Source organism: Streptomyces sp. NPDC002853 (assembly GCF_053591915.1).
On sequence record NZ_JBSFUS010000010.1, the window covers coordinates 140,294 to 163,651 of the forward strand.

The 23,358-nt window shown below is 70.9% G+C and carries 22 protein-coding genes, 1 tRNA gene and 1 pseudogene; 13 read left to right on the forward strand and 11 right to left on the reverse strand.

Annotated elements, in window-relative coordinates; all coding sequences use genetic code 11:
* Positions 1 to 15 precede the first annotated feature (15 nt).
* On the forward strand, positions 16 to 2,109 hold the full coding sequence (locus ACWD02_RS27560) for a PhoX family protein (RefSeq protein ID WP_451215103.1): 2,094 nt from the start codon (positions 16 to 18) through the stop codon (positions 2,107 to 2,109).
* 98 nt (positions 2,110 to 2,207) lie between these two features.
* Here ACWD02_RS27560 and ACWD02_RS27565 read toward each other — a convergent pair whose 3' ends face one another.
* Positions 2,208 to 3,395 carry a hypothetical protein gene (locus ACWD02_RS27565; RefSeq protein WP_451215104.1) on the reverse strand — a complete coding sequence of 396 codons (1,188 nt, stop codon included), beginning with the start codon at positions 3,393 to 3,395 and terminating at the stop codon, positions 2,208 to 2,210.
* Positions 3,396 to 3,659: 264 nt separating this feature from the next.
* Entirely contained in the window at positions 3,660 to 4,598 is a 939-nt protein-coding gene (locus tag ACWD02_RS27570; RefSeq protein ID WP_451215105.1) for a LysR family transcriptional regulator, read from the reverse strand.
* Between the two features lie 220 nt (positions 4,599 to 4,818).
* On the opposite strand from ACWD02_RS27570, the gene snpA reads away from it, so the two are divergent.
* Complete coding sequence (snpA, locus tag ACWD02_RS27575) at positions 4,819 to 5,484, forward strand: snapalysin (protein ID WP_451215106.1); 666 nt, start codon at positions 4,819 to 4,821, stop codon at positions 5,482 to 5,484.
* A 97-nt stretch (positions 5,485 to 5,581) separates the two neighbouring features.
* Here snpA and ACWD02_RS27580 read toward each other — a convergent pair whose 3' ends face one another.
* Entirely contained in the window at positions 5,582 to 5,974 is a 393-nt protein-coding gene (locus ACWD02_RS27580; protein WP_451215107.1) for a hypothetical protein, read from the reverse strand.
* A gap of 107 nt (positions 5,975 to 6,081) precedes the next feature.
* Positions 6,082 to 6,525 carry an SH3 domain-containing protein gene (locus ACWD02_RS27585; RefSeq protein ID WP_451215108.1) on the reverse strand — a complete coding sequence of 148 codons (444 nt, stop codon included), beginning with the start codon at positions 6,523 to 6,525 and terminating at the stop codon, positions 6,082 to 6,084.
* Between the two features lie 183 nt (positions 6,526 to 6,708).
* On the opposite strand from ACWD02_RS27585, the gene ACWD02_RS27590 reads away from it, so the two are divergent.
* The 5 genes from ACWD02_RS27590 to ACWD02_RS27610 all read left to right on the forward strand — a co-directional run bounded on the left by ACWD02_RS27590 (position 6,709) and on the right by ACWD02_RS27610 (position 12,606).
* Positions 6,709 to 7,713, forward strand: a complete 1,005-nt coding sequence (locus ACWD02_RS27590) for an ATP-binding cassette domain-containing protein (RefSeq protein WP_451215109.1) — start codon at positions 6,709 to 6,711, stop codon at positions 7,711 to 7,713.
* A complete protein-coding gene (locus tag ACWD02_RS27595) occupies positions 7,710 to 8,561 on the forward strand; it encodes an ABC transporter permease (protein WP_451215110.1) in 852 nt (283 codons plus the stop codon). Before ACWD02_RS27590 ends, ACWD02_RS27595 begins: the two co-directional genes overlap by 4 nt.
* 77 nt (positions 8,562 to 8,638) lie before the next feature.
* Positions 8,639 to 9,496 carry a hypothetical protein gene (locus tag ACWD02_RS27600; protein WP_451215111.1) on the forward strand — a complete coding sequence of 286 codons (858 nt, stop codon included), beginning with the start codon at positions 8,639 to 8,641 and terminating at the stop codon, positions 9,494 to 9,496.
* Positions 9,497 to 9,536: 40 nt separating this feature from the next.
* Positions 9,537 to 10,571 (forward strand): endonuclease/exonuclease/phosphatase family protein, encoded by a 1,035-nt coding sequence (locus tag ACWD02_RS27605; RefSeq protein ID WP_451215112.1) that lies wholly within the window; start codon positions 9,537 to 9,539, stop codon positions 10,569 to 10,571.
* A gap of 67 nt (positions 10,572 to 10,638) precedes the next feature.
* Positions 10,639 to 12,606 (forward strand): FUSC family protein, encoded by a 1,968-nt coding sequence (locus ACWD02_RS27610; RefSeq protein WP_451215113.1) that lies wholly within the window; start codon positions 10,639 to 10,641, stop codon positions 12,604 to 12,606.
* Positions 12,607 to 12,800: 194 nt separating this feature from the next.
* Here the strand turns inward: ACWD02_RS27610 and ACWD02_RS27615 are convergent, their stop codons facing one another.
* Positions 12,801 to 14,093: an SGNH/GDSL hydrolase family protein gene (locus ACWD02_RS27615; RefSeq protein ID WP_451215114.1), complete on the reverse strand. Its 1,293-nt coding sequence runs from the start codon at positions 14,091 to 14,093 to the stop codon at positions 12,801 to 12,803.
* Positions 14,094 to 14,261: 168 nt separating this feature from the next.
* Between ACWD02_RS27615 and ACWD02_RS27620 the strand changes: the two genes are divergently transcribed.
* Positions 14,262 to 15,173 (forward strand): LysR family transcriptional regulator, encoded by a 912-nt coding sequence (locus ACWD02_RS27620; RefSeq protein ID WP_451215115.1) that lies wholly within the window; start codon positions 14,262 to 14,264, stop codon positions 15,171 to 15,173.
* 38 nt (positions 15,174 to 15,211) lie between these two features.
* Here ACWD02_RS27620 and ACWD02_RS27625 read toward each other — a convergent pair whose 3' ends face one another.
* The 3 genes and pseudogenes from ACWD02_RS27625 to ACWD02_RS27635 form a co-directional block, all read right to left on the reverse strand.
* On the reverse strand, positions 15,212 to 16,549 hold the full coding sequence (locus tag ACWD02_RS27625) for an ion channel protein (protein WP_451215116.1): 1,338 nt from the start codon (positions 16,547 to 16,549) through the stop codon (positions 15,212 to 15,214).
* A 175-nt stretch (positions 16,550 to 16,724) separates the two neighbouring features.
* Positions 16,725 to 17,120 (reverse strand): annotated as a pseudogene (locus tag ACWD02_RS27630) (DUF7144 family membrane protein); the annotation flags it as partial.
* A gap of 109 nt (positions 17,121 to 17,229) precedes the next feature.
* Positions 17,230 to 18,195: an SGNH/GDSL hydrolase family protein gene (locus tag ACWD02_RS27635; protein WP_451215117.1), complete on the reverse strand. Its 966-nt coding sequence runs from the start codon at positions 18,193 to 18,195 to the stop codon at positions 17,230 to 17,232.
* Between the two features lie 189 nt (positions 18,196 to 18,384).
* Here ACWD02_RS27635 and ACWD02_RS27640 point away from each other — a divergent pair, with 189 nt between their 5' ends.
* A complete protein-coding gene (locus ACWD02_RS27640; RefSeq protein WP_451215337.1) occupies positions 18,385 to 18,768 on the forward strand; it encodes a nuclear transport factor 2 family protein in 384 nt (127 codons plus the stop codon).
* A gap of 53 nt (positions 18,769 to 18,821) precedes the next feature.
* Here ACWD02_RS27640 and ACWD02_RS27645 read toward each other — a convergent pair whose 3' ends face one another.
* Complete coding sequence (locus tag ACWD02_RS27645; protein WP_160506205.1) at positions 18,822 to 19,187, reverse strand: PH domain-containing protein; 366 nt, start codon at positions 19,185 to 19,187, stop codon at positions 18,822 to 18,824.
* 160 nt (positions 19,188 to 19,347) lie between these two features.
* Between ACWD02_RS27645 and ACWD02_RS27650 the strand changes: the two genes are divergently transcribed.
* Together ACWD02_RS27650 and ACWD02_RS27655 are read left to right on the forward strand one after the other, a co-directional pair.
* Complete coding sequence (locus tag ACWD02_RS27650) at positions 19,348 to 19,821, forward strand: carboxymuconolactone decarboxylase family protein (RefSeq protein WP_451215118.1); 474 nt, start codon at positions 19,348 to 19,350, stop codon at positions 19,819 to 19,821.
* A 64-nt stretch (positions 19,822 to 19,885) separates the two neighbouring features.
* Positions 19,886 to 20,563, forward strand: a complete 678-nt coding sequence (locus tag ACWD02_RS27655; RefSeq protein WP_451215119.1) for a TetR/AcrR family transcriptional regulator — start codon at positions 19,886 to 19,888, stop codon at positions 20,561 to 20,563.
* A gap of 24 nt (positions 20,564 to 20,587) precedes the next feature.
* Here the strand turns inward: ACWD02_RS27655 and ACWD02_RS27660 are convergent.
* Positions 20,588 to 20,661, reverse strand: a tRNA-Gly gene (locus tag ACWD02_RS27660).
* A 516-nt stretch (positions 20,662 to 21,177) separates the two neighbouring features.
* Between ACWD02_RS27660 and dcd the strand changes: the two genes are divergently transcribed.
* The gene (dcd, locus tag ACWD02_RS27665; RefSeq protein ID WP_451215120.1) at positions 21,178 to 21,753 is read left to right on the forward strand and encodes a dCTP deaminase; all 576 of its coding nucleotides are present in this window, start codon (positions 21,178 to 21,180) and stop codon (positions 21,751 to 21,753) included.
* Positions 21,754 to 21,761: 8 nt separating this feature from the next.
* Entirely contained in the window at positions 21,762 to 22,259 is a 498-nt protein-coding gene (locus tag ACWD02_RS27670) for a phosphoribosyltransferase (protein WP_451215121.1), read from the forward strand.
* A gap of 69 nt (positions 22,260 to 22,328) precedes the next feature.
* Here the strand turns inward: ACWD02_RS27670 and ACWD02_RS27675 are convergent, their stop codons facing one another.
* Entirely contained in the window at positions 22,329 to 23,306 is a 978-nt protein-coding gene (locus ACWD02_RS27675; RefSeq protein WP_451215122.1) for a Yip1 family protein, read from the reverse strand.
* Positions 23,307 to 23,358: the final 52 nt, after the last annotated feature.

A 23,358-nucleotide genomic window follows, 5' to 3' on the forward strand; every position in this document is an offset into this window, starting at 1 on the left:
CACAACGGAGGAACCGTGCGCAAGTTGCTGCCGATCATCACCTCGCACCAGGGGAGCGGCAACCGGTCCGCCCTGACCTGCCGGTTCCGTTGTGGTGACGCCTGCTTCCACGAGGTGCCCAACACCAGCGACAACGAGTACGTCGGCGACGTCATAGCGGGCGCGCTCAGCCGCCGCTCGGTGATGCGCGCCGCCGCGGTCGTGACCGTGGCGACCGCCGCGGGCAGTGCCGTCGTCGCGGGCCCCGCCGCCCCGGAGGCCTCGGCCGCCGCGCCTCAGAAACCCGCGTCGCACAAGAGCAAGAAAGGGGCGCGCGGTCTCCGCTTCACGCCCGTCGCGCCCAACAAGACCGACTCCGTGACGATCCCGGACGGTTACGCCCAGAACGTCGTCATCCGCTGGGGCGAGCCCATCCTCCGCGGTGCCCCCGCCTTCGACCCGGACAAGCAGACCGCCAAGGCGCAGGCGGGCCAGTTCGGCTACAACAACGACTTCCTGAGCCTCCTGCCGCTGCGCCGCGAGCGCGGGCGTCAGGTCCTCGTGGCCAATCACGAGTACACCGACGAGATCTTGATGTTCAAGGGGTACGACGCCGCGAACCCCACCCGCGAGCAGGTCGAGATCGCCTGGGCCGCCCACGGCCTCTCCGTGGTGGTCGTCGAGGAGGAGCGCAGGAGCGGCAAGCTGACCGCCGTCAGCCGCCACCAGCTCAACCGCCGCCTCACCGCCACCAGCGAGTTCCGCCTCACCGGCCCCGCCGCGGGCGGCAAGTTCGTCCGTACGAAGGCCGACCCGCGCGGCACCACCGTCCTCGGCACCCTGAACAACTGCGCGGGCGGCACCACCCCGTGGGGCACGACCCTGCACGGCGAGGAGAACTTCAACCAGTACTTCGCCAACGCGGAGAAGGTCACCGAGCCCACCGCCGCCGCGCGCCTCAAGCGCTACGGCGTCATCGGCGCCGCCTCCGAGCGGAAGTGGGAGCGGTTCGACGACCGCTTCGACCTCGCCAAGGAGCCCAACGAGGCCAACCGCTTCGGCTGGGTCGTCGAACTCGACCCGTACGACCCGGACTCGACCCCGCGCAAGCGCACCGCGCTCGGCCGCTTCAAGCACGAGGCCGCGCAGCCGCGCCTCACGCAGGACGGCCGCCCGGTCGTCTACATGGGCGACGACGAGAAGTTCGACTACTTCTACAAGTTCGTCAGCAGCAAGCGCGTCGCCAAGGGGCAGTCGCGGGCCGCGCACGAGCACAACCTCACGCTCCTCGACGAGGGCACGCTGTACGTCGCCAAGCTGACCGGAGACTCCCCGGCCGCCGACATCGACGGCACCGGCAAGCTGCCCGCCGACGGTGAGTTCGACGGCAGCGGCGTCTGGATCCCGCTCGCCACCGCGGGCCCCAGGGGCCACGCCGTCTCGCACGTCGAGGGCATGACCGCCGAGGAGGTGTACGTCTTCACGCGCCAGGCCGGTGACAAGGTCGGCGCCACGAAGATGGACCGGCCCGAGGACGTCGAGCCGTCGCCGCACACCGGCAAGGTCTATGTCGCGCTCACGAACAACTCCGACCGCGGCAAGGCGGGCAAGGCCGGCGCCGACGAGGCCAACCCGCGCAACCTGAACAAGCACGGGCAGGTCCTGGAGCTGACCGAGCGCCGCAACCGGGCCGAGTCGACGTCCTTCGCCTGGTCGCTCTTCCTCGTCGCCGGTGACCCGGAGGACCCGGCCACGTACTTCGCGGGCTTCCCGAAGGAGAAGGTCAGCCCGATCTCTTGCCCCGACAACGTGGCCTTCGACCCGCACGGCAACCTGTGGCTCTCGACGGACGGCAACCAACTCGGCTCGCACGACGGCCTTTTCGGTGTCGCGACCAAGGGTGACCGGCGTGGCGAGCTCAAGCAGTTCCTGACCATGCCGAACGGCGCGGAGACCTGCGGCCCGATCATCCAGGACAACCGCGTGCTCGTCTCCGTGCAGCACCCGGGCGAGGTCGACGGCGCGTCCGTCGAGAAGCCCGCGAGCGCGTGGCCCGACGGCCCGGGGAAGATCGTCCGTCCGTCGGTCGTCTCCGTGTGGCGCAAGGACGGCAGCGACATCGGCGTCTGAGCAGCGGTTCCATCGGACGCCGGACGTATGTGAGAGGGGGGCATCCCGCGCCTGCGGGGTGCCCCCCTCCGTCGTACAGCCGCCCTCGCGGGGCGACGTCAGTCGTTCTGCTTGCGGCGGTACAGCGCGAAGCCCAGACCGGCCGCGCCCAGCGCCGCCATGCCGCCGCCCGCCGCCATCAGCGGGGCGCTCTCGCCGGCGGGGGACGTGCCGTCGGCCCCGGCCTTGACGCCGCCCTTCGGCACGACCTGGGAGGTGCCGTTCTGCTGCTGGGTGTGCGGCTGGGGCTTAGGCTGCGGCTTTGGCGTCGTCCGGCCCTCGGTCCAACCCCTCATGGTGCCGTCCGGGTCGAGCACGAAGTGCGCGCCGTTGTGCTGTCCGTACGCGGGCTTGGCGCCGGACTGCTTGATCGTGTCCCAGACGGTCTTCCTGCCGGTGTCGGGGGCCTTGGCGATCATGTCGGCCTCGTAGCCGCCCTTGGTCTTGTAGACCTTCGCGTCGAAACCGCTGCCGCCGAGATTCGTGTACTGGCGGACGAGGGTGCGCTCGTGGCCCGGCGTCGGCTTCGGCGTCGGCTTGGGCTTCGGGGTGGCTCCGGTCCGGGTGATGGTGCCGTCCGCCGAGAGCTTGAAGGTGTTGCCGTCGATCTTGGTGGTCCGCGTGTCGACGTACGCCTCCAGCGAGCCCTTGGCCTTGCCGTGGAGGGAGATCGCGGCCTTGGCGGTGCGCGCGGAGGCGTTGACGTCGACCTTCGCGGACCAGCCGTTGCCGAGGTCGGTGGTGCCCTTGGAGACCCAGCCGCCGGGGATGGGCTTGTCCTTGTCCTTGTCCCTGTCCTTGTCCGTCGTGTCCTTGAGCTTCGCGGTGACCGTGCCGTCGGGGGACAGGGTGAAGGTGTTGCCTTCGATGGCGGTGCTCGCGGACTTCTCGTACGCGGTGAGTGAGCCCTTGGCGGTGCCGTGGAGGGAGATCGCGGCCTTGGCGGTGCGCGCGGAGGCGTTGACGTCGACCTTCGCGGACCAGCCGTTGCCGAGGTCGGTGGTGCCCAGCGACTCCCAGCTGCCGGGCTGCGGCGTCTGCGCGTCCGTGCCGGTGTCCGTGCCGGTGTCCTGGCCCGTGTCCGTGTCCGTGTTCGTGCCCGGGTCCGTCGGCTTGTCCTGATCCACCTGGCCCTGTGGGGTCGGCGGGGTGTCGGCGGCGAAGGCGGCCGTCGTCGGGACGGCGAGAACGGCGATGGCTCCGGTGGCGATGGCTGCGGTGCGGAAGGTACGGCGGGTGGCGCGCATAGCGGATCCCTTGTGACTGGTCGGTCGAACTGTCCGTCTTTGTGCCTCTTTGCGGCGGCGACAGACATGAAGCTACGGGCGCTGTGTGTGCGTCATCCGTAGGGAACGTAACAACCGGCCGCACAAGGCGACGCGGAACCGTGAGGTAGGAATAACCGCAGGTCAGGGTGGGTCGGGTCGAAGGTCATCAGTTCTCCGGGACCTACGTCATGCCGCCGGTCCCGCCCGCCGCCGCGCAGCCCTCACGCCGCCGCCACGCAGTCCTCACGCCGCCGTCGCCCTGCCTTCGAGCCACTCCCCGTAAGCGGGCGACTGGCGCGCCGCCTCCCAGTACGAGGCTTCGAGATCTCCGTACACCGCGTCGAGCGCCTGCTGCGTACGGGCCGCCACGAGCAGCCGCACGCCGAGCGGGTCGCCGTACAGCGGCCTGACCGCCATGTCGGGTCTGTCGTGCGAGGTCGGCTGGCAGACCGTGACGACCTCGCCGGTTGCGACGAGAGAGGACGCGGTGAGGTAGTCGCCGTGCAGGACACGGGGGTTGAGCCCGGCGGCCCGCAGCACCCGGAGCAGTCCGTCCCACTCGCCGTCCACCGTCGGGTCCACCATCCACCGGTCGGCGGCGAGGTCGGAGAGGTGGACGACGGGCTGCGCCGCCGCCGGGTGGTCGGCCGGCAGGAAGACGAACTGCGGCTCCCGCTCGACCAGTACGCGCCACCGCAGCCCCTCCGGCATGCGCAGCGGGCTCCCCTCCACCTCGTGCACGAAGGCCACGTCGAGCTGCCCGCCCGCGACCATGCGCAGCAGCGCGTTGGCGGACACGTCCATCTGGAGCGAGGTCTCGGTGGCCGGCAGGCGCACCCGGAGCCGCCGCAGCCAGCCCGGTATGGCACGGCTCGCGGTGGACCCGATGCGCAGCTGCGGCCCCTCGGTGGCGCGTGCGGCGGCCGCCTTCGTCTCGCTGACCAGCGCCCGCATCTCGCTGACGAGGGGGCGGGCGCGGCTGAGGGCGACACGGCCGAGCGGGGTCGGGCGGCAGCCGGTGCGCCCGCGGGCGAAGAGCTGGCCGCCGATCTCCTGCTCGATGCGGCGCAACTGCGTCGTCAACGAGGGCTGGCTCATGCCGAGTTGGCGCGCCGCCTTGTGCAGGCTGCCGGTGTCGGCGATGGCGCACAGCGCGCGGAGGTGCCTCACCTCAAGCTCCATGGCCGTGAGCGTAGAGCGGTAAGGGGCGCCGCACCAGACTCACAAACCCCACGGGAACCACCTGAGTTGGGCATGCGTGGAACCCCGCGAAAGGTTGGCGGACGGCGGGCGATAGCTCCGCGCTATCGCCACTTGCCATCATCCGCTCAGCCCCCTGGCTCCCTGACACTCCCGTTACCGAACCGTTCACCTTTCACCGAACGAGTAGGGAGCCCCCCACATGAACAAGCGTTACCTGTCCGTCGCGGCCGTCTTCGGCCTCGCGGCAGCCGGTCTCGGCACGACATCCGCGACGGCAGCGACCCCCACCGCGCCGTCCGCCACCTCCGCGTACGCCAACTACGCGGGCTCCGGCGAGGAAGCCGCGGCCAACAAGGCGTTCTTCGACGCCGTCCTCAAGTCGGTCGCCGAGAAGCGCGCGGCCAACCCGGGCGCGAAGCAGGTCACCGTGGTGTACGACGCCTCCGGTGCCCCGACCTTCGCGCAGCAGATAGCCAGCAGCACCTCCATCTGGAATGGCGCGGTGTCCAATGTGAAGCTCCAGGAGGGGAGTGGCGGTGCGAGCTTCGAGTACCGCGAGGGCAACGACCCGCGCGGTTCGTACGCGAGCACGGACGGCCACGGCCAGGGCTACATCTTCCTGGACTACGCGCAGAACCAGCAGTACGACGCGACTCGTGTGACCGCGCACGAGACGGGTCACGTCCTCGGCCTGCCGGACCACTACGAGGGCCCGTGCAGTGAGCTGATGTCCGGAGGCGGGCCGGGCACTTCGTGCACCAACTCGCAGCCGGACGCGAACGAGCGGGCCAAGGTCGACCAGCTGTGGGCCAACGGTCTCGCGAAGGCGCTGGACAAGCTGGACAGACTGGAGAAGGCCGGCTGAGCCGAGCCGGCCTCTGCTGAGTGACCCACTGTGCCCATCGGCGCGCTCGACGCCGGTGGGCACAGTGCTTGACGGGTGATGAGCGACGAGTGACCGGTCACTCGCGCGTGTAGTAGCGGTAGAACGCCGCGGCGAAGACTCCGCCCGTCACCGCGAGTGCCATGAAAACGGACCGCAGGATCGTCGCGTCCGTCAGGCTGTAGATGTAGCCGAAGGAGATTCCGGCGAAGGCGGCCCAGGCCGCCGCGCGCAGTTCGCGCGGCAGTCGCGGCGCGGCCTTCCACAGGCCCATGAAGACCGCGGCGAAGACGATGCCGGCCACCACGCCGAGCAGGACGTTGCCGGTGGTGATGGGGCCGGCGTCCCGCGCGATCTGGGCGGCCCAGACCCCGTAGACGAGGCCGAGTACCAGCGCGACCGGTGCGATCCCGGTGACGTGGGAGCCCCCGCGGACGCGGGGTACGGATGACGTGGATGCCACGTGAGCCATGACGTTCCTCCAGACTCCTCCGCCCCCGGTCGCCCCCGGTCCCGCGTTTCACGCCCGCCCCACCATCCAGGGCACACCCGCCGGCGCCGCCCGGCAACTCGGCGGCCTCAGTGGTCGCGGTTGTAGCCGCCCTCGCAGGTGTTCCAGCAGGGCTTGTACTCCTGGCACGGGTCCGCCGTGGCGCAGCTGGGCACGTGCTGCCCGCCGGTGTCGACGTACGCGGCGCTTGCCCAGCCGCGCACCCCGCCCAGCCAGTACCAGTACGAGTTGCCCCAGACGCTCGAACCCCGTGTCTGGCACTCCACGCGGTCCTGGCTCTCGCCGGGGAGCTTCGCGACGACCGAGGCGCTGGTGGAGGGCGCGTCCCGGATCTTCAGGTCCTTGGGGGCGACGATCGTCCCCCAGACCACGTCGTGGTCGTTGTGCGTGGGTGGCGCGGTGGCGGATGCTGGTGTGGCACCTCCGAGGGACAGGGCGCCCGCGGTCAGGAGCGCGGTGACGAGAGTTCCCAGGACAGCCGGAGTGGTTCTCAGGGCCGGAGTGGTCCGCATGATCGACCTCCTCATTTCCGGATTTCCCCGATTTCCCCGCTTTCCCCCTGTCCCCACCCTCTTCTCCCCTCTCCAGCAAACACCCGTTCGGGCTAAGGCTCCACCGGGCGATGAGTTTGCGCCTCGCCGACGGTCTGACCTCGTGACGGAAAGACACGTACTGACGTGGAGAGGGCGTACGACATGAACAGCGTGGCCATCGAGACCGCGGGCCTGGTGAAGACCTTCGGTGACAACCGCGCCGTCGACGGCGTGGACCTCACCATCCCGGCCGGTACGGTCTACGGCCTGCTCGGCCCGAACGGCGCGGGCAAGACCACCACCGTGAAGATGCTCGCCACCCTGCTGCGCCCGGACGGCGGCGACGCCCACGTCTTCGGCCACGACGTCGTGCGGGAGGCCGACGCCGTACGCAGCAGGGTCAGCCTCACCGGGCAGTACGCCTCGGTCGACGAGGACCTGACCGGCACCGAGAACCTGGTGCTCCTGGCCCGCCTCACCGGGCACGGCAAGAAGGCGGCGTACAGCAGGGCGGCGCAGCTCCTGGAGGCCTTCGGCCTGACCGACGCGGCCGCCCGCCAGGTGAAGAACTACTCCGGCGGCATGCGCCGCCGCATCGACATCGCGGCCTCCATCCTCAACACCCCCGACCTGCTCTTCCTCGACGAGCCGACGACGGGCCTCGACCCCCGCAGCCGCAACCAGGTCTGGGACATCGTCAGGGCGGTCGTCGCGCACGGCACGACGGTCCTGCTCACCACGCAGTACCTCGACGAGGCCGACCACCTCGCGTCCCGCATCGCCGTCATCGACGACGGCAAGGTCATCGCGGAGGGCACCAAGGGCGAGCTGAAGGCGTCGGTCGGCGCGGGCTCGGTGCACGTACGGCTCCGGGACGCCGACCAGCGCGAGGAGGCGGCGCGGGCCCTGCGCGTCGCACTCGACGCGGAGGTCCAGCTCGAACCCGACCCGGTGGCCCTCACCGCCCGCGTCGGCAACGGCGATGCGAACGGCAGGGGCGCCGCCGAGAAGGCGTCCCGCGCCCTCGCCGAACTGGCCAGGGCGGGCATCACCGTGGACAACTTCTCCCTCGGCCAGCCCAGCCTGGACGAAGTGTTCCTGGCCCTCACCGGCACACCCCATCACGCGACGGACATGGCGGAGAAAGAGAAAGAGGCACAGGCATGAGCACCGCGACCACCACATCCGAGGCGCAGGACCTGGCGCCCGTCAGCACCGAGTCCCTCGCCGAACTGCTCGTCGCCGGCGACCGGCCGCAGCGCCCCAGCGCGCTCTCCGCGTCCCTCACGTTCGGCTGGCGGGCCATGCTGAAGATCAAGCACGTGCCGGAGCAGCTCTTCGACGTGACGGCGTTCCCGATCATGATGGTGCTGATGTACACGTACCTCTTCGGGGGCGCGCTCGCCGGGTCGCCGACCGAGTACATCCAGTACCTGCTGCCCGGCATCCTCGTGATGTCCGTCGTCATGATCACGATGTACACCGGCGTCTCGGTCAACACCGACATCGAGAAGGGCGTCTTCGACCGCTTCCGCACGCTGCCCATCTGGCGCCCGTCGGTGATGGTCGGCTACCTCCTTGGCGACGCCCTGCGCTACGCGATCGCGTCCGTCGTCATGCTGACCGTCGGCATCATCCTGGGCTTCCGCCCGGACGGCGGCGTCCTCGGCGTGGTGGGCGGCGTACTGCTCCTGCTCGTCTTCTCGTTCGCCTTCTCGTGGGTGTGGACGATGTTCGGTCTCCTGCTGCGCACCGAGAAGTCCGTGATGGGCGTCAGCATGATGGTGATCTTCCCGCTGACGTTCCTCAGCGACATCTTCGTGAAGCCCGAGACGATGCCGGGCTGGCTGCAGGCCTTCGTCAACAACAACCCCATCACGCACCTCGCGTCGGCGGTCCGCGACCTGATGGCGGGCACGGCGCCGGGTTCGTCGCTCGTGTGGGCGCTGGGCTGGGTGGTGCTGCTCGTGGCGGTGTTCGGTCCGGTGACGATGCGGCTCTACAACCGCAAGTAGGAGTTCTTGCCCCCGTATGCAGGCGTCCGCACGCGTCCCGGTCGCGCCCCGCGTGACCGGGACTTCTCCTTGGGTGCGTGTTCAGACGCACGCTGTCCGCCGTCCTCCTGGTCCTCGCGGTCCTCCTCGTCCCCCTCGGCGCGCTCTCCACCTGGGCGAAGTACGAGATCAAGGACGCCGATCGGTACGTCGCCACGATGGCGCCGCTCGCCTCCGACCCCGCCGTACAGGACGCGGTCGCCACGGCGGTCACCGACTCGGTGATGAAGGAGATCGACGTGGGCCCGCTGCAGGGCACCGTCGAGTCGTTCGTCGGGGACGCGGTGCGGTCCTTCACCTCGACGAAGGCCTTCCGGACGGCCTGGAACGCGGCCAACCGGGCCGCGCACGACGCCGTGCAGGGCGCGCTCAGCGACCAGTCGGACGGCGGCGCCGTCACCATCGACCTCGCGCCGATCACCGAGCAGGTCAAACGCCAACTGGCCGCCGACGGCGTGCCCTTCGCCGACAGCATCCCCGTCACGCACACCGAGGTGACGCTCATGGAGTCCTCGGACCTCGGCCCCTTCGGGAAGGGATTCCACATGCTTCAGATGGCGGGCCTCTGGCTCCCGGTCGCGGCGGTGCTCCTGGCCGTGGCCGGCGTCCTCCTGGCGGTCCACCGCCGCCGCGCGATCATCCGCACGGCCCTGGGCGCGGCCCTCGCGGGCGCGCTGCTCGGCGTCGCGGTCCTGGTGGGCCGGGGCCTGACTTTGGACGACCTCCCGAAGGACGTCTCCCGCCCGGCCGCCGAGGCGGTGTACGACGCGTTGACGGACGCGCTGAGCGTGGCCGGGTGGGTGATTGCGGGGGTGGGCCTCGCGGTCGCGCTCGCCGCTGCGTTGCTCCGGCGATGGGGGAAACGCAACCCTCACCCCACTTCCAGCCGTCTCTGAGGGAGGATTCGAGAGATCCCACCTGACGGAGAGGCCCGCCTTGGACAGCGCAACGGCAGCGAGGACGGCCCCCCGGGAGGACCGGTCCGAGCCGCGGACGAAGCGGCGGCCTCGCCAGAAGCCCTCCGCCTGGCTCGCGGCCCTCCTGCTCGCAGGCGTCAGCGCACTCCTCGGGTTCCGCGTCGCCGACTCCGACGGCTTCACCCCCGTACCGCAGTTGCTCGCCTTCCTGCCCTGGCTCCTCGTCCCGGCGATCGCCGCCCTGCTGCTCGCCGCGCTCGCCCGCTGGCGCGTCGGCCTCGTCTGGGGTGTCGTCGCGCTCGGCGGTGTCGCCTGGTTCCTGGAGCCGTACGGGAAGACGGACGAACCGCAGGGGCCGGCCGTGGCCGAGATCCGTGTCATGGCGTCGAACGTGGAGTACGGCAGGGCCACCCAGGGGCTGCTCAAGGCGGTCCGCGAGGAGAAACCCGATCTCCTCTTCGTCCCGGAGTGCGACTACTCCTGCTCGGACACCCTGCGCGACGAACTCCCGCGCTCCGACTACCCCTACCGCACCGCGAGCGAGGCGGGCGGCGCCGAAGGCTCGGTGATCGTCAGCAAGCTGCCCCTGAAGAAGGCGAGCGGCCTCGCGGGCACCCTGGGCATGCCCGGCGCCGTCGCCGAGCTGAAGAACGGCCACCAGGTCCGCGTCCAGCTCGCCCACCCGATGCCGCCGCTGCCCGAGCAGCTCTCCACCTGGCGCACCGAACTCGCCGAACTGCGCGATTACGCCGCCGAGGGCAAGCGCGCCAAGCGGTCCACCATCATCGCGGGCGACTTCAACGCCACGCAGGACCACGCGGCGTTCCGCGACATCCTGGACACCGGCGGCGTACGCGACGCGGCCCGCCTCGCGGGATCGGCCCGCACCCCGAGCTGGCCCGCCGACCTGATGAAACCGCTGGGCACCCAGATCGACCACGTACTGGCCACCCCGGACTTCGCGGCCCGCGACGCCCGCTTCCTGGACATCGGCGACACGGACCACCGGACGCTGGTGGTGGACCTGACGCTGCACGAGCCGGACCGGCAGTAGCGCTCAGGGCCGGTAAAACGCAGGTCAGACCAGGCGTAGCGGCAGCAGGCGCGGCGATAATGGCCGCATGCCCCGCCGCGACGCACCCGCACCACCGGGCCCTCTGAGCGCCCTTGCCCCGCCTCCCTGGCTGGTCAGGACGCTCAAGCCGCAGACGGCGCCGGTCCCGTGGGCCGCGGTGGCACGCGCGTCGATCGGCCTGTCGCTGCCCCTGCTCGTCGGCCTCGCGGCGGGCCGGCCCGAGTACGGCGCGCTCGCCTCCATGGGCGCCCTGTCAGGGGTCATCGGCGACACCGCCGACGCGTACCGCATGCGGATCCTCAACATCGCCGTGCCGCAGCTCTTCGGGGCGCTCGGCGTCACCATCGGCTCGCTCGTCTTCGGGCACGGCTGGGTGGCGGTCGGTGTGGTCACCCTCGTGGCGCTGGTCTCCGGGATGATGTCCACGATCGGCGCCGTGGCGTCCGTGTCCGGCCTGCTCCTGCTGCTCAACTCCGTGGTGGGGGCGGGGCTTCCGATGCCGGGGCAGTGGTGGCTCGCCCCGGTCCTGATGACCGGCGGCGGCCTCCTGGTCCTCGCCCTCGCCCTGCTCGCCTGGCCGTTCAGATCGGGCATCCCGGAGCGGGCCGCCGTCGCGGCGACCTACCGCAGCGTGGCCGCGCTGCTCGAAGCGGCGGGCACCGAGCGGTACGGCGAGGCGCGCACGGCCGTCACCACCTCCCTGAACCAGTCGTACGACCTGGTGCTCGCCCGCCGCACCCGCGCGCACGGCCGCAACCCCGACCTCGTCCGCCTGGTCGCCCAACTGAACGCGATCACCCCGGTCATCGAGGCCGCGCCGGCGGCGCACCAGTGCGGGGTCCCGATGCCGCCACAGTTCCCCGCGGAGGTGCGGCGCCTGGCGGACGCGGTGGCGGCTCCCGGGTCCTCCCCGGTCCCCGACCCGGTGCTCCCCGAGCCCCTCGACCCCTCCGCGGACGCCGTCGACCACGCCCTGCGGCACGTGGCCGAGCTCCTCAACGACGCGGACCCGCACGGCGTGGTGAACGCCGCCGACCGCCTCGGCCGGCCCGCCGCCCTGCGCGTCAGGGCCCGCAGGGCCGCCCGCAACGTGATCCTGTCGAGCGCGTCCTGGCGCTACGGCCTGCGCCTGGCCCTGTGCATCGGCATCGCACAGGCACTGGTGTCCCTGGTCGAGGTGCCCCGCTCGTACTGGGTGGCGCTCACCGTCACGTTCGTCCTCAAGCCGGACTTCGGCTCGGTCTTCTCGCGGGCGGTGCTGCGGGCGCTGGGCACGGCGGCGGGGCTCGTGGTGGCGGCCGCGGTCCTGTCGCAGGTGCCGCGGGGGTGGTGGGACGTGCCGGTGATGCTGCTGCTCGCGGCGCTGATCCCGGCGCTCACACCGCGGGGTTACGGCTACCAGACGGCCGCGATCACCCCGGTGATCCTCCTCCTCTCCGACGTCCTGAACCACCAGGGCTTCGGGCTCGTCGTGCCACGCCTGGTGGACAGCCTCATCGGCTGCGCGATCTCGTTGGTGGCGGGGTACTTGCTGTGGCCGGAGAGCTGGCACACCCGGATCGGCGACCGTCTCGCGGACGCGGTCGCCGATACGGCGGCGTACGTGGAGAGCGCGTTCGGCACGGCGGTGGATGCGGGGGCGCGGGCGCGGATGCGGCGCGGTCTGTACCGGGACCTGTCCGTCATCCGCACGGAGTTCCAGCGCGCCCTGACCGAACCGCCCCCGATGGGGGCGAGGGCCGCCGCGTGGTGGCCGCTGGTTGTCGCGGTCGAACGGATCGTGGACGCGACGACCGCTGCGCGGGTGCGGATCCGGCATGGGGCGGGGGAGCCGGGTCTCACCGAGGTGGGGGAGGTGGCGCGGCAGCTGCGGGAGCTTTCGCAGGGTCTGCGGGGTTCGGAGATCCTGGAGGAGGTCTCCGCGTCCTTCACCGGCCCCCAGGAGAGCGTCCTGGAACCTTTGCGCCAGGAGGTGGCCGCAGCCAGGTCTATCGCATCGCCGCCGAGGGGTTGAGGTTCGGGCGTTCCCTGCGGGGCTCTCCCCAATCCCACCCCTTCCCGAATCTGGGGCTCCGCCCCAGACCCCGCTCCTCAAACGCCGGAGGGGCTAAGTGATTTAGCCCCTCCGGCGTTTGAGGAGGGCCCTCGCGCCGAGCGACCCGCGGCGGAGCCGCAAATGTCACAGCCGGGAAGGGGCGGGGTCGGGGATCAAAGCGCTTCCAAGCTCACCGCGCGGGCCATCGCCCGATACCCCGCGTCATTGGGGTGCAGGTGATCCCCGCTGTCGTACTGCGGAGCAATCCGCTCACCGTCCGCCGGATCAGCCAGCGCCCGGTCGAAGTCCACGACCGCGTCGTACTCCCCGGAATTCCGCACCCAGGAATTGAACTCGTCACTCACCTTCGCAGCCCGCTCCCCGTAGTGGTCGGAACCCCCCAGCGGCAGCAACGTGGCCCCCACCACCCGCACCCCCTTCGCCTTCGCGGCCCGGATCAACTTCCGGTGCCCCGCGATGAGTTCCGAGGCACTCACCTCCGGCGCGGGCTTGTACGTGGGCGTATCGCTCTCGCTGAACCCGATGTCGTTCAGGCCCTCAAGGACGATCACGGTCCCCACCCCCGGCAGGTCCAACGCGTCCCGCCCGAAGCGGGCCGTACCCCGCTCCCCGTACCAGGCCGAGTCGTTGAGGACGAGGTTGCCGCCGATGCCCGCGTTCAGGACGGGCCGGGGCGTGCCCGCCTTGGCGAGGCGCTCGGCCAGGGCGTCGGACCACCGGCGGTTGAGGTCGGTGGAGGAGGCGAAGCCGTCGGTGATGGAGTCGCCGAAGAGAACGATCCCGCCCCCGCCGCGCCGAGCCCGGTCGCCACCCGCACGCGCGCCCACATCCACCCCCGACAGGAAGTACCAGGACTCCGTCGACTCGTCGAAAGCCCCCGCCCCGGCCTCCCCGAGCCGATCCCCCTGCGCCCGGTAACTCGTCGCGAACGACTGCGCGTGGAAGGTCGCAGGACCCGTCGTACGGGCCAGATGCAGGGTCACGGTCACCGACTCGAACGGCTTCAGCCGCAACCCCGCCGCGTCACTGGAGAGTTGACCGTGCGCCGGTATCGCGACCGACTGCCTCCCGTCGAACGTGAGGCGCCGCACCGACCCCTCCTCGACCGCAGCCCCCTTCTTCGACCGCGCGATGGTCGCCCCCGCGATGTGCAGCGGCGACGTTCCGTACGCGTTGGAGAGCCGGATACGGGCTCTGTCGCCGCCCTCGGTGACGCGGACGACCTGGCGCAGGGTCTGGCCGGAGAAGCCGTCCTCCGACCAGTTGGGCTTGAAGCCCGTGCTCGCGCGCTGCGGCGACGCGGCCCAGGCGGCGGTCCAGGCAGGCCCGGAGGACCCGGGGCCCGGCTTCGAGCCCGAGGCGTGGGCCCCCGTCACCGCGAGACCGGCGGTCAGAGCGAGCGCGGCGGTGGCGGCGACGACGGAAGTACGAGTACGTGAAAGCATCTGATTCTCCAGGGGAGTCGAGAGGGATCGAAAGTGGTGAAGGAGTCCGTCGGCCGGACTCCTCAAAGATCCGCCCCCGCCGGCCCCCGATCAACGACGATCCGTGCAACGATTGGTGCGCTCAGACTTATAGATGCAGGTCAGAGGCGGACGGGGTGGCGCTGGACCATGGAACGGCAAGAGCTTGAGACCTTCCTGACCCTCGCCGAGGAACTCCACTTCGGCCGCACCGCCGAACGCCTCCTCCTCTCCCAGGCCCGCGTCAGCCAGACCGTCAAGAAACTGGAGCGCAAGATCGGCGCCCCGCTCTTCGAGCGCACCAGCCGCAGGGTCGAGATGTCGCCGCTGGGAAGGCAGTTGTACGAGGACCTGGCACCCCTGCACCTGCGGATGGAGGCCGCGGTCGCCCGCGCCAAGGACGTGGCGCGTGGCGTCGAGGGCGAACTGACCGTCGCCTTCCTCGGATCGGGCGCGGGCTCGCTGACCTCGGCGATCCTGGGAACGTTCCGTGAGCGCTGCCCGCGCTGCGACGTGCGGATGCGGGAGACCCAGTTCGGCGACCCGCTCGGCGCGCTCCGCGGCGGCGACGCCGACGTGCTGTTCACCTGCCTGCCCGTCGAGGAGCCGGACCTCACGGTCGGCCCCGTCGTCATCAACGAACCCCGCAGGCTCGCCGTGCCGCTCGGCCACCGCTTCGCGGGGCGCGACAGCGTCTCCCTGGAAGAGTGCGCGGGCGAGACCTTCTTCGGTGTCGTGAACGGCGCGCCCGCCTACTGGTGGGACTTCCACATCCCGCCCCGCACCCCCAGCGGCCTCACGATCCGCCGCGGCCCGTCCGTCGCCGGGTTCCAGGAGCTGATGACGCTGGTGGCCACGGGCCAGGGGGTGTCGCCGGTCGTCGCTTCCGTGGAGCAGTACTACGCGCGGCCGGACATCGTCTTCGTGCCCCTGGACGACGTGGCGTCCGCCGACGTCGCGCTGATCTGGCGTACGGCCGCCGCGGGCACCCCGCGCATCGACGCGTTCGTCCGCGCGGTGCGTGACGCCGTCGCGGCGAACGGAGGCCCGGCGCCGTTCTGAGGGCCGGCGGCTCTTCGGCGAGCTGTCGGCGGTGGGGCTCAACCCGCCGTCTGCGTCCGGTCCTTCTTGGTCTCCCCGCTCTCCCCGCTCTCCTCGATCAGCATCTCCGGGCGCCCCGTCACCAGCAGCCAAGCGGGCAGGGCCGCCACGCACAGGACCGGCAGCACGGCGAGGTCCATCACCACGACGGCCGCCGTGAACAGGCTCAGCCAGCCCTGCCGCGTCGTGGCGAGCAGCACGCCGAGGATGGCGCAGGTGATCGCGAGAGCGGGCGGCACCGCGTCGACGAGCGCGTGCGCGAACATGCCGAGCGCCACGCCCACGAAGACCGCGGGGAAGATCCGCCCGCCCCGGAAGCCGCAGGTGGCGGCCACGCAGAGCGCGAGGAGCTTGACCAGGGCGAGCAGCAGCAGATTGCCCGCGTCGTGGCCGGATGCCTGCGCGGTCAGCTCCTTCATCTCGTCCAGGCCCTTGAAGAGCGTGAGGTGCCCGCCGAGCGCGCCCAGGGCGCCGAGCACGAGACCGCCCACCGTCAGCATGAGCACGGGGTGCCCGAGCCGGCGGAAGACGCGGTGCAGGTAAGGGAAGACGTACACCGCGCACAGTCCGAAAGCCGCCGCCGCGGTGCTGATGATCATCGCGGAGAGGATGTCGCCCCAGTGCGGCCCGTCGTACGGCGCGATGTCGATCTGGAACGTGGGGTGCGCGATCAGGACGGTCGTCAGCGCTCCCGCGCCCGCCGCGACCAGCGGCGCGAACAGCCGGTCCCACAGCGGGCGAGGGTCGTTGCCGAGCACGATCTCGGAGAGGATGAGCGCCGCCGCGACCGGCGTACCGAAGAGGGCGCCGATCGTCCCCGCGGCGGCGAGCATGATCCAGTCCGTGGCGGGCGTACGGGGCATGGCCGCCATGCCGAGCGTGTACGCGAGGGCGATGTTGATCGCCGTGATCGGGTTCTCCGGGCCGAGACTGACCCCGCCCGCGAGCCCCACGATGACGGCGAGCGCGATGCCGGGCAGCACCCGCAGCGGCAGCGGCGGATCGACCAGGCCGAGTGTCGCGGGGTCGGGCCCCGCGTGCCCCGGGACCTTCCACACGATCAGCCCGACGAGCAGGCCCGCCGCGGTGAGCACGGCCATGATCCACCCGGCCGACGTGCCGGACACCCCGACCGCGTCCGGCAGCACGTCCCACAGAAGATCCTGCAACCGCTCGGCGACGAAGCCGAGCAGCAGCAGGATCAGGCTGGACCCGACGCCGACGAGCAGGGCGGGCAGGACGAGCGGGAGCAGGGCGCGGGCCTGCGGCGTCCAGGGGGAGGGCCCGCGGCCGGGCTCGCGGCGGGGCCCGCGGCCGGACATCGTCGTGTCGGTCATGGGCCCTCCGGGACGGTCCCCGCCTCGCTCTCGGTCAGGTGGTGGGAGGCGGGGTGCGGCGGGGGCCGGGGTCGGCGCCGGCCGAGCCCTCGGCGAACGGGCCAGGCCCGTTGGAGGTCTTGCGGGGCTCCCAGCCGCCCGGCGCTCCCGGGCCGCCATGGCGGTCGTCACGGTCCGAGCGGTCCGTGCACAGCGCCCAGATGACGAAGGTGCCGATCGCGATGGCGATCAGCGCCCAGATCGGCTGGTAGGGCAGCCACATGAAGTGCAGGATCACGTAGAGCGAGGCGAGTGCGACACCGCACGCCTTGGCCCAGGCCGCGCCCTTGAGGATTCCGTAGCCGGCGACGGCGACCAGGATGCCGAGGATCAGATGGATCCAGCCCCACGTCGTGAGGTTGAACTTGTAGACGTAGTCACCGATGCGCGAGTAGACGTCGTCCTTGGCGATGCCCGCGATGCCTTCGAGGATGCCGAGGATGCCGCTGACCAGCATCAGGACACCCGCGAACATCGTGCCGCCCGACGCCCAGGGGCTCTCTCCCCGCGGGTTGCTCGCTCCGCTGCTCATGGGCTCCCTTTCTTCGTCGGTCAGGAGTTCACAGCGTGTGCCGGCGCCAGGTGCCTCGCGAGCGGGCTTGAGCCGAACGGGTGAGCCCGGTCTCCGTGCCGTCGGGGCGCTACCGCGCCGAGGCGACGGCCCGGACGATCTCCGCCGCCATCCGGCGGATGCCCGGCGAACGGGCCGGGCAGGGCCGGGACTTGGGCGTGGTCGGCGCCAGGCAGAAGTGCAGGTAGTCGTCCCCCCGGTGCAAGGCCGTACGGCCGGAATCCGTGCAGTAGGCCGGATGTGACTTCTCGTACGCGGTGCACGGAAGCTTCTCCACCCAGGTGTAGCGCCCCGAGGCGGGGGCGACGGCGCGGCCCGCGTCGGCGATCACATCGCCCGAGGCCTCGGCCTGCGCCGCGTAGATCTCGTTGACGCGCCGCACGCGGTCCGGCGTGATCGGGTCGGGGCCCTGGAGGACCCACACGATGCGGGGCCGGTCGGCCCCGGACCCGCCCGCACCATGGATCCGCGAGGCCAGAGCCCTCGCGTCGGCGGCGTACCGGTCGAAGTACTTCTGGCGGGCCTTGTCGTACGTGATGCCGTCCATGCAGGGCGTGTAGCCCCACGCGTTGCCCCAGAACTGGAGCACCACATAGTCGGGCCGTTCCGCGCGGACCAGCGCGGCGGCCTTGTCCTTGTCGGGGACGAGGGAGTCGTCGCCGGTGCCGTCGAGGTAGTCGCACAGGGTGGTGCCGGAGTAGGGCGCACTGCGGTAGCGCGCGCCGAGGTCGGCGCGGAGCAGGTCGCCGAGGACGTTCTGGTTCTCCATGGCGAGGGAGTCGCCGAGGTAGAGCACCTTCGGGGCGCCCGCGCCCCGTGGCTTCTCGGCGGCGCGCTGCCGGGTGGTGGACGAGGGCGGCGAGGAGGGCCGCGCGGCGGACGGCTCGGCGGCGGGTTCGTCGCGCCCGGCGTCGGAGCTCCGCGCGGCGGCGGGAGGCTCTGGAGCGTCGCCCGACGTACCCCCGGAACCGGGGTCACCGCACGCGCCGAGAAGCAGCACAGCGGCCAGTACCCCACCGATCCACGGCTTGCGCATACGCCAACTCCCGTTCAGGCGACCGAAACAGCCCCTTAGGCAAGCACAGTCACCCGTGGGTGAGAAGGCGGCGGGCGGCGCGCGTGGCCCGGCATTACCCCTGACGTAATCGACCCGATCCGTGCCGCACGGCAGGCTCAAGTCATCGAAGGAACACCCCGGATGACCGAGCCGCAGGAGGCACCCGCCATGTCCGCACACGACACTTCCGCCTACGAGACCGCCGTCGCCCGCTACTTCGAGGCCTGGAACGCGCAGGGCGCCGATGAGCCGGCCAAGGCCGTGGCGGCGGCCTGGAGCGAGGACGGCAGCTACACGGACCCGCTGGCCGACGTCTCCGGGCACGAGAGCCTCGCCGCGGTGATCGCGGGAGCGCACGAGCAGTTCCCCGGCTTCGAGTTCCGGCTGACGGGGGCGGTCGACGGCCACCACCACATCGCGCGATTCGGCTGGGAACTGGTGTCGGTGGCCGACGGTTCCGCGCCCGTCGCCGGCTTCGACGTCATCACGCTCGCCGACGACGGCCGCATCCGCACCGTGCACGGCTTCCTGGACCGCGTGCCCTCGGCCTGAGACCGGGGCGGGTTTCGCCCTACGAACCACGGGGGTTCGTAGGGCGAACGGCGTCAGCGCGCCACGTACTGCGTGAGGATCGCCTGCACCTCGTAGATGTCGACGCCCTTGGTGAAGGTCTTCTGGATGGGCTCGGGGGTGCCGGAGATCCAGATCTTCAGCTCGGCGTCGAGGTCGAAGTGCCCGGCGGTCTCCACCGCGAAGTGCGTGATGCTGCGGTAGGGGACCGAGTGGTACTCGACCTTCTTGCCGGTTATCCCCTGCTTGTCGACGAGGACGAGGCGCCGGTCGGTGAAGAGCATGGTGTCGCGTATCAGCAGGAACGCGGCCTGGACCTGCTCGCCGTGGCCCAGCAGACGCGCGTAGTCCTGCTGCGCGGTCATCGGATCGATCGTGTGCGCGTTTCCGAACAGCGCCATGAAAAACCCCCCATTTAGTTGAACTCACAGGAAAACCCGACTGTAACGCGCACCCCTCCGGTAGGGGGACCGCGGAACTGAGTTGTCCTGCCGCTGTCACAACTTGCCGAGCGCATCCGTCAGAGGGGTGGAAGCATCGGATGCGGCATAGGAGATCACCATGGAAGCTCGTCTGAACCTGTTCGGCAGCCCGCTCGCGGGCAAGGTCCTCAAGCACATCAACGCGGCGGGCAAGGTCGTGTCCGACTCGGCGCTGCCCCCGGCGACACAGGAACTGGTGAAGATCCGCGCGAGTCAGATCAACGGCTGCGGTTTCTGCACCGACATGCACACCAAGGACGCCACGCACGCGGGCGAGACCTCGACGCGTCTCAACCTCGTCGCCGCCTGGCGCGAGGCCAAGGTGTTCACCGACGCCGAGCGCGCCGCCCTCGAGCTCACCGAGCAGGGCACCCGGATCGCCGACGCGGCGGGCGGGGTCACGGACGAGGCCTGGGCGAACGCCGCCAAGCACTACGACGAGACCCAGCTTGCGGCCCTCGTGTCGCTCATCGCCCTGATCAACGTCTACAACCGGGTGAACGTGATGGTCCAGCAGCCGGCGGGGGACTACCAGCCGGGCCAGTTCGGCTGACGGTTCCCACCGATAGCATCCCTGCCGAACGGGAAGTGGTGCCCGCTCGGCAGGGAGAGTGACGATGACCGGCGGCTCACACCGTGCGACGCCCCCACGGCGACGCGATGCGCGACGCAACTGGGATCTCCTGGTGGGGGCGGCCCGCGAGGTCTTCGCGGAGCAGGGTCTGGAGGCGCCGCTGGACGTGATCGCGCGCCGGGCGGGCGTGGGGAACGCGACGCTGTACCGGAACTTCCCGACCCGCGCGGCCCTCGTCGACGCCGTCTTCCGTGACGTCCTGACGGGGACGATGACCGCGGGGGAGGAGGCGCGGACGGCGCCGGACGCGTGGGCGGCGCTGAACGCATACCTCCGGGCCGTCTTCGTCACGCTGGCCGCGGACCGCGGCACCAACGACCTCATGACCACGCACCTGGAGGGCGTCGAGGCGCTGCAGGCCGTGCACGCCCACAACCGCGAGACGATGGACGTCCTGCTGGGCCGGGGCCGCGAGCAGGGCACGATCCGTGCGGACGTCACCACCGAGGACGTCCTGTTCGCGCTGGCGGCGCTGGGCCGCGCCATCCCGGCCCTCACGTCGGCCACCACCCCCGACGCCTGGCACCGCCCCCTGACCCTGCTCCTGTCCGGGCTCCGCGCCACCCCACCCACGCCCCCGCTCCCCGAAGCGGCACTGACCCCCGAACAACTCGGCGCGGTCCTCCAGGAACTGGGCGCACAAAAAGGCCCAGGTCGCTGACCTGGGCCTCAACTGTCCGAACTGTGGAGCGGGTGACGAGAATCGAACTCGCACTCTCAGCTTGGGAAGCTGATGTTCTACCACTAAACTACACCCGCGAAAGACGCCGTCTGTGGCGGTGTCGTAACGTCGCACACTCTACCTCATCCCAGGCCCCGGGCGCTTTTGCCGCGGGGTCTTTGTGCTGTCCGGGGCGTGGATGGCGCTGCGGGGCGCGGGAGTTGGGGCGTACCGTGAGTGGCCGGAGTGCCGCCTGGAGGGGCGCCCTATTCGTCCCGTAATGTGGCCTTTCGTCGCCGTCCCGCTCGCGGGCGGACCACGGCGAGCCACGAGCGCAACCACGGCTTTGGGGAAGGGACTCAAGGACTTGATGGACCACACCGTCGTCCGCTGTGCCGAAGGGCACGTGTTCAGCACTGCTTCGTTCCCGATGCAGAAGGCCGACCGGCTCGGACCCGGCCGGCTCATCCGCTGCCCACGATGCGCCCGATTGCGGCATGCCGTGCCGGTCGCGTCGCAGAAGCGGTAGCGAGGGCACGGGGGAGAGCGGAGAACGACAGCGCGCGGGACCGTCCGATTGGGGCGGGCCCGCGCGCTCTGCGTATCCTCGGTGCGTGCTTCTCTCAGACAAGGACATCCGGGCCGAGATCGACGCCGGACGAGTACGGATCGATCCGTACGACGAATCCATGGTGCAGCCCTCAAGCATCGATGTGCGGCTCGACCGCTACTTCCGGGTGTTCGAGAACCACCGTTACCCCCACATCGACCCCTCCGTGGAGCAGGCCGACCTGACGCGGCTCGTGGAGCCCGAGGGCGACGAGCCGTTCATCCTGCACCCCGGCGAGTTCGTGCTGGCCTCGACGTACGAGGTCATCAGCCTGCCCGACGACCTCGCGAGCAGGCTGGAGGGGAAGTCCAGCCTGGGGCGGCTCGGTCTTGTGACACATTCCACGGCCGGCTTCATCGACCCCGGTTTCTCCGGGCACGTGACGCTGGAACTCTCGAATCTCGCGACGCTGCCCATCAAGCTCTGGCCGGGCATGAAGATCGGGCAGCTCTGCCTGTTCCGCATGACCTCGCCCTCCGAGGCGCCTTACGGCTCGGAGCGTTACGGATCGCGATACCAGGGACAGCGAGGCCCCACCGCCTCCCGTTCCTTCCTCAATTTCCATCGGACACAGGTGTGACATCCAGCATGAGTGACGTGCGCGAGAACCTTACGTACGAGAAGTTCGGCGGCGCGGTGCGCGAGCTCGCGCAGATGATCGCCGACGACGGCTACCAGCCCGACATCATCATCTCCATCGCCCGAGGTGGCGTCTTCGTCGCGGGCGGGCTCGCGTACGCGCTCGACTGCAAGAACATCCACCTGGTCAACGTGGAGTTCTACACGGGCGTCGGGACGACCCTGGAAATGCCCGTCATGCTGGCGCCCGTGCCGAACGCGATCGACTTCACCGACAAGAAGGTGCTCATCGCGGACGACGTCGCCGACACCGGCAAGACGCTGAAGCTCGTGCACGACTTCTGCCTCGACCACGTGGCGGAGGTGCGGTCCGCCGTCATCTACGAGAAGTCGCAGTCGCTCGTGAAGTGCGAGTACGTCTGGAAGCGCACCGACGACTGGATCAACTTCCCGTGGAGCGTCGAAGCTCCCGTCGTGCGGCGTGCCGGTCAGGTGCTCGACGCCTGAGCAGCCGGAGACGAGAAAGAAGGGCCCCGGCGGAGTGATCCGCCGGGGCCCTTCTCTGGTCGCACGCCGCTAGAACGTGCCGAGCTTGATGATCGCGAGCAGTGCGAGCAGCTGGATCGACGCCGCGCCGAGCGCCTTCGGCCACGGCAGGTCGTGCGACTTGCTCACCATCGCCGTGAGCAGCGCACCGGCCGCGACCCAGGTCACCCAGCCGAGCAGCTGGACGAAGGGCTGACCGCCGCCGAGGAACATCGCGACGACCACGCGGGGCGCGTCCGTGATGGACATGATCAGCATGGAGAGGCCGACCGTCGGCTGCCACGCGCCGTCGCCGCCGAGCTGGCGGGCGAGGGTGTGCGTGACCACGCCCAGGATGAAGGCACTGATCGTGATCGCGACGGCCGTCGTCAGGACGTACGGCACGGCCGTGGAGAGCGTGGCGCTGATGGCGTCCTCGCGGGCGCCGTCGAAGCCGAAGATCGCGAGCAGGCCGTAGAGGAACGTCACGATGACGGCAGGCGCCCACATCGCGTAGTCCCGCATCTGGAGGAAGGTCGGCCCCGGGCGCAGCACGATGCCGCGCAGCAGGTCCTTCCAGTGCAGGCGCGGTCCCACCGGCGCGGGAGCCTGGCCCGCGCGATAGGTGTCGCCCTGGTTGTACGGGTCCTCGCCCACGGAGAAGGCCTGGGTGTGACCGGGGTTGTTGGCGGCGTACGGATCGAAGCCGCCCTGACCGCCCTGCCCCGGGCCCGCCTGCCCGCCGAAGTACTCCGGCTCCCCGTGGTTGCCGTGGTTGCCGCCCGCCTGCGGCCATTGCTGTCCGCCGTACCCGCCCTGGCCGCGGCCGCCCTGGGGCTGTCCGCCCTGGGGCCGGCCGTACGGCGGCTGCTGCCCGCCGTACTGCTGCGAGGACGGCTGAGGGTAGCCGTACGGGGGCTGCTGGCCCTGGGGGGCCTGCTGCCCGTACGGCTCCTGCCGCGGTCGTTGTTGGGGTCGCGCTTGCGGGGTGCGGTTGTCCCGGCCGCGTCCGATCCTGAATCCAGCCACGAATCGAACGTACCTGGTCTGGAGGGCCCGGGTCGTCCCTCCCCGGGAGGAG

Bases quoted from the DNA above. Each gene is read 5' to 3' on its own strand.
- ACWD02_RS27625 (WP_451215116.1), bottom strand. From the start codon at position 16,549: ATGACCGACACGACGATGTCCGGCCGCGGGCCCCGCCGCGAGCCCGGC.
- ACWD02_RS27640 (WP_451215337.1), top strand. From the start codon at position 18,385: ATGTCCGCACACGACACTTCCGCCTACGAGACCGCCGTCGCCCGCTAC.
- ACWD02_RS27650 (WP_451215118.1), top strand. From the start codon at position 19,348: ATGGAAGCTCGTCTGAACCTGTTCGGCAGCCCGCTCGCGGGCAAGGTC.
- ACWD02_RS27670 (WP_451215121.1), top strand. From the start codon at position 21,762: ATGAGTGACGTGCGCGAGAACCTTACGTACGAGAAGTTCGGCGGCGCG.
- ACWD02_RS27655 (WP_451215119.1), top strand. From the start codon at position 19,886: ATGACCGGCGGCTCACACCGTGCGACGCCCCCACGGCGACGCGATGCG.
- snpA (WP_451215106.1), top strand. From the start codon at position 4,819: ATGAACAAGCGTTACCTGTCCGTCGCGGCCGTCTTCGGCCTCGCGGCA.
- ACWD02_RS27580 (WP_451215107.1), bottom strand. From the start codon at position 5,974: ATGGCTCACGTGGCATCCACGTCATCCGTACCCCGCGTCCGCGGGGGC.
- ACWD02_RS27590 (WP_451215109.1), top strand. From the start codon at position 6,709: ATGAACAGCGTGGCCATCGAGACCGCGGGCCTGGTGAAGACCTTCGGT.
- ACWD02_RS27570 (WP_451215105.1), bottom strand. From the start codon at position 4,598: ATGGAGCTTGAGGTGAGGCACCTCCGCGCGCTGTGCGCCATCGCCGAC.
- ACWD02_RS27635 (WP_451215117.1), bottom strand. From the start codon at position 18,195: ATGCGCAAGCCGTGGATCGGTGGGGTACTGGCCGCTGTGCTGCTTCTC.
- ACWD02_RS27565 (WP_451215104.1), bottom strand. From the start codon at position 3,395: ATGCGCGCCACCCGCCGTACCTTCCGCACCGCAGCCATCGCCACCGGA.
- ACWD02_RS27585 (WP_451215108.1), bottom strand. From the start codon at position 6,525: ATGCGGACCACTCCGGCCCTGAGAACCACTCCGGCTGTCCTGGGAACT.
- ACWD02_RS27645 (WP_160506205.1), bottom strand. From the start codon at position 19,187: ATGGCGCTGTTCGGAAACGCGCACACGATCGATCCGATGACCGCGCAG.
- ACWD02_RS27595 (WP_451215110.1), top strand. From the start codon at position 7,710: ATGAGCACCGCGACCACCACATCCGAGGCGCAGGACCTGGCGCCCGTC.
- ACWD02_RS27615 (WP_451215114.1), bottom strand. From the start codon at position 14,093: ATGCTTTCACGTACTCGTACTTCCGTCGTCGCCGCCACCGCCGCGCTC.
- ACWD02_RS27620 (WP_451215115.1), top strand. From the start codon at position 14,262: ATGGAACGGCAAGAGCTTGAGACCTTCCTGACCCTCGCCGAGGAACTC.
- ACWD02_RS27610 (WP_451215113.1), top strand. From the start codon at position 10,639: ATGCCCCGCCGCGACGCACCCGCACCACCGGGCCCTCTGAGCGCCCTT.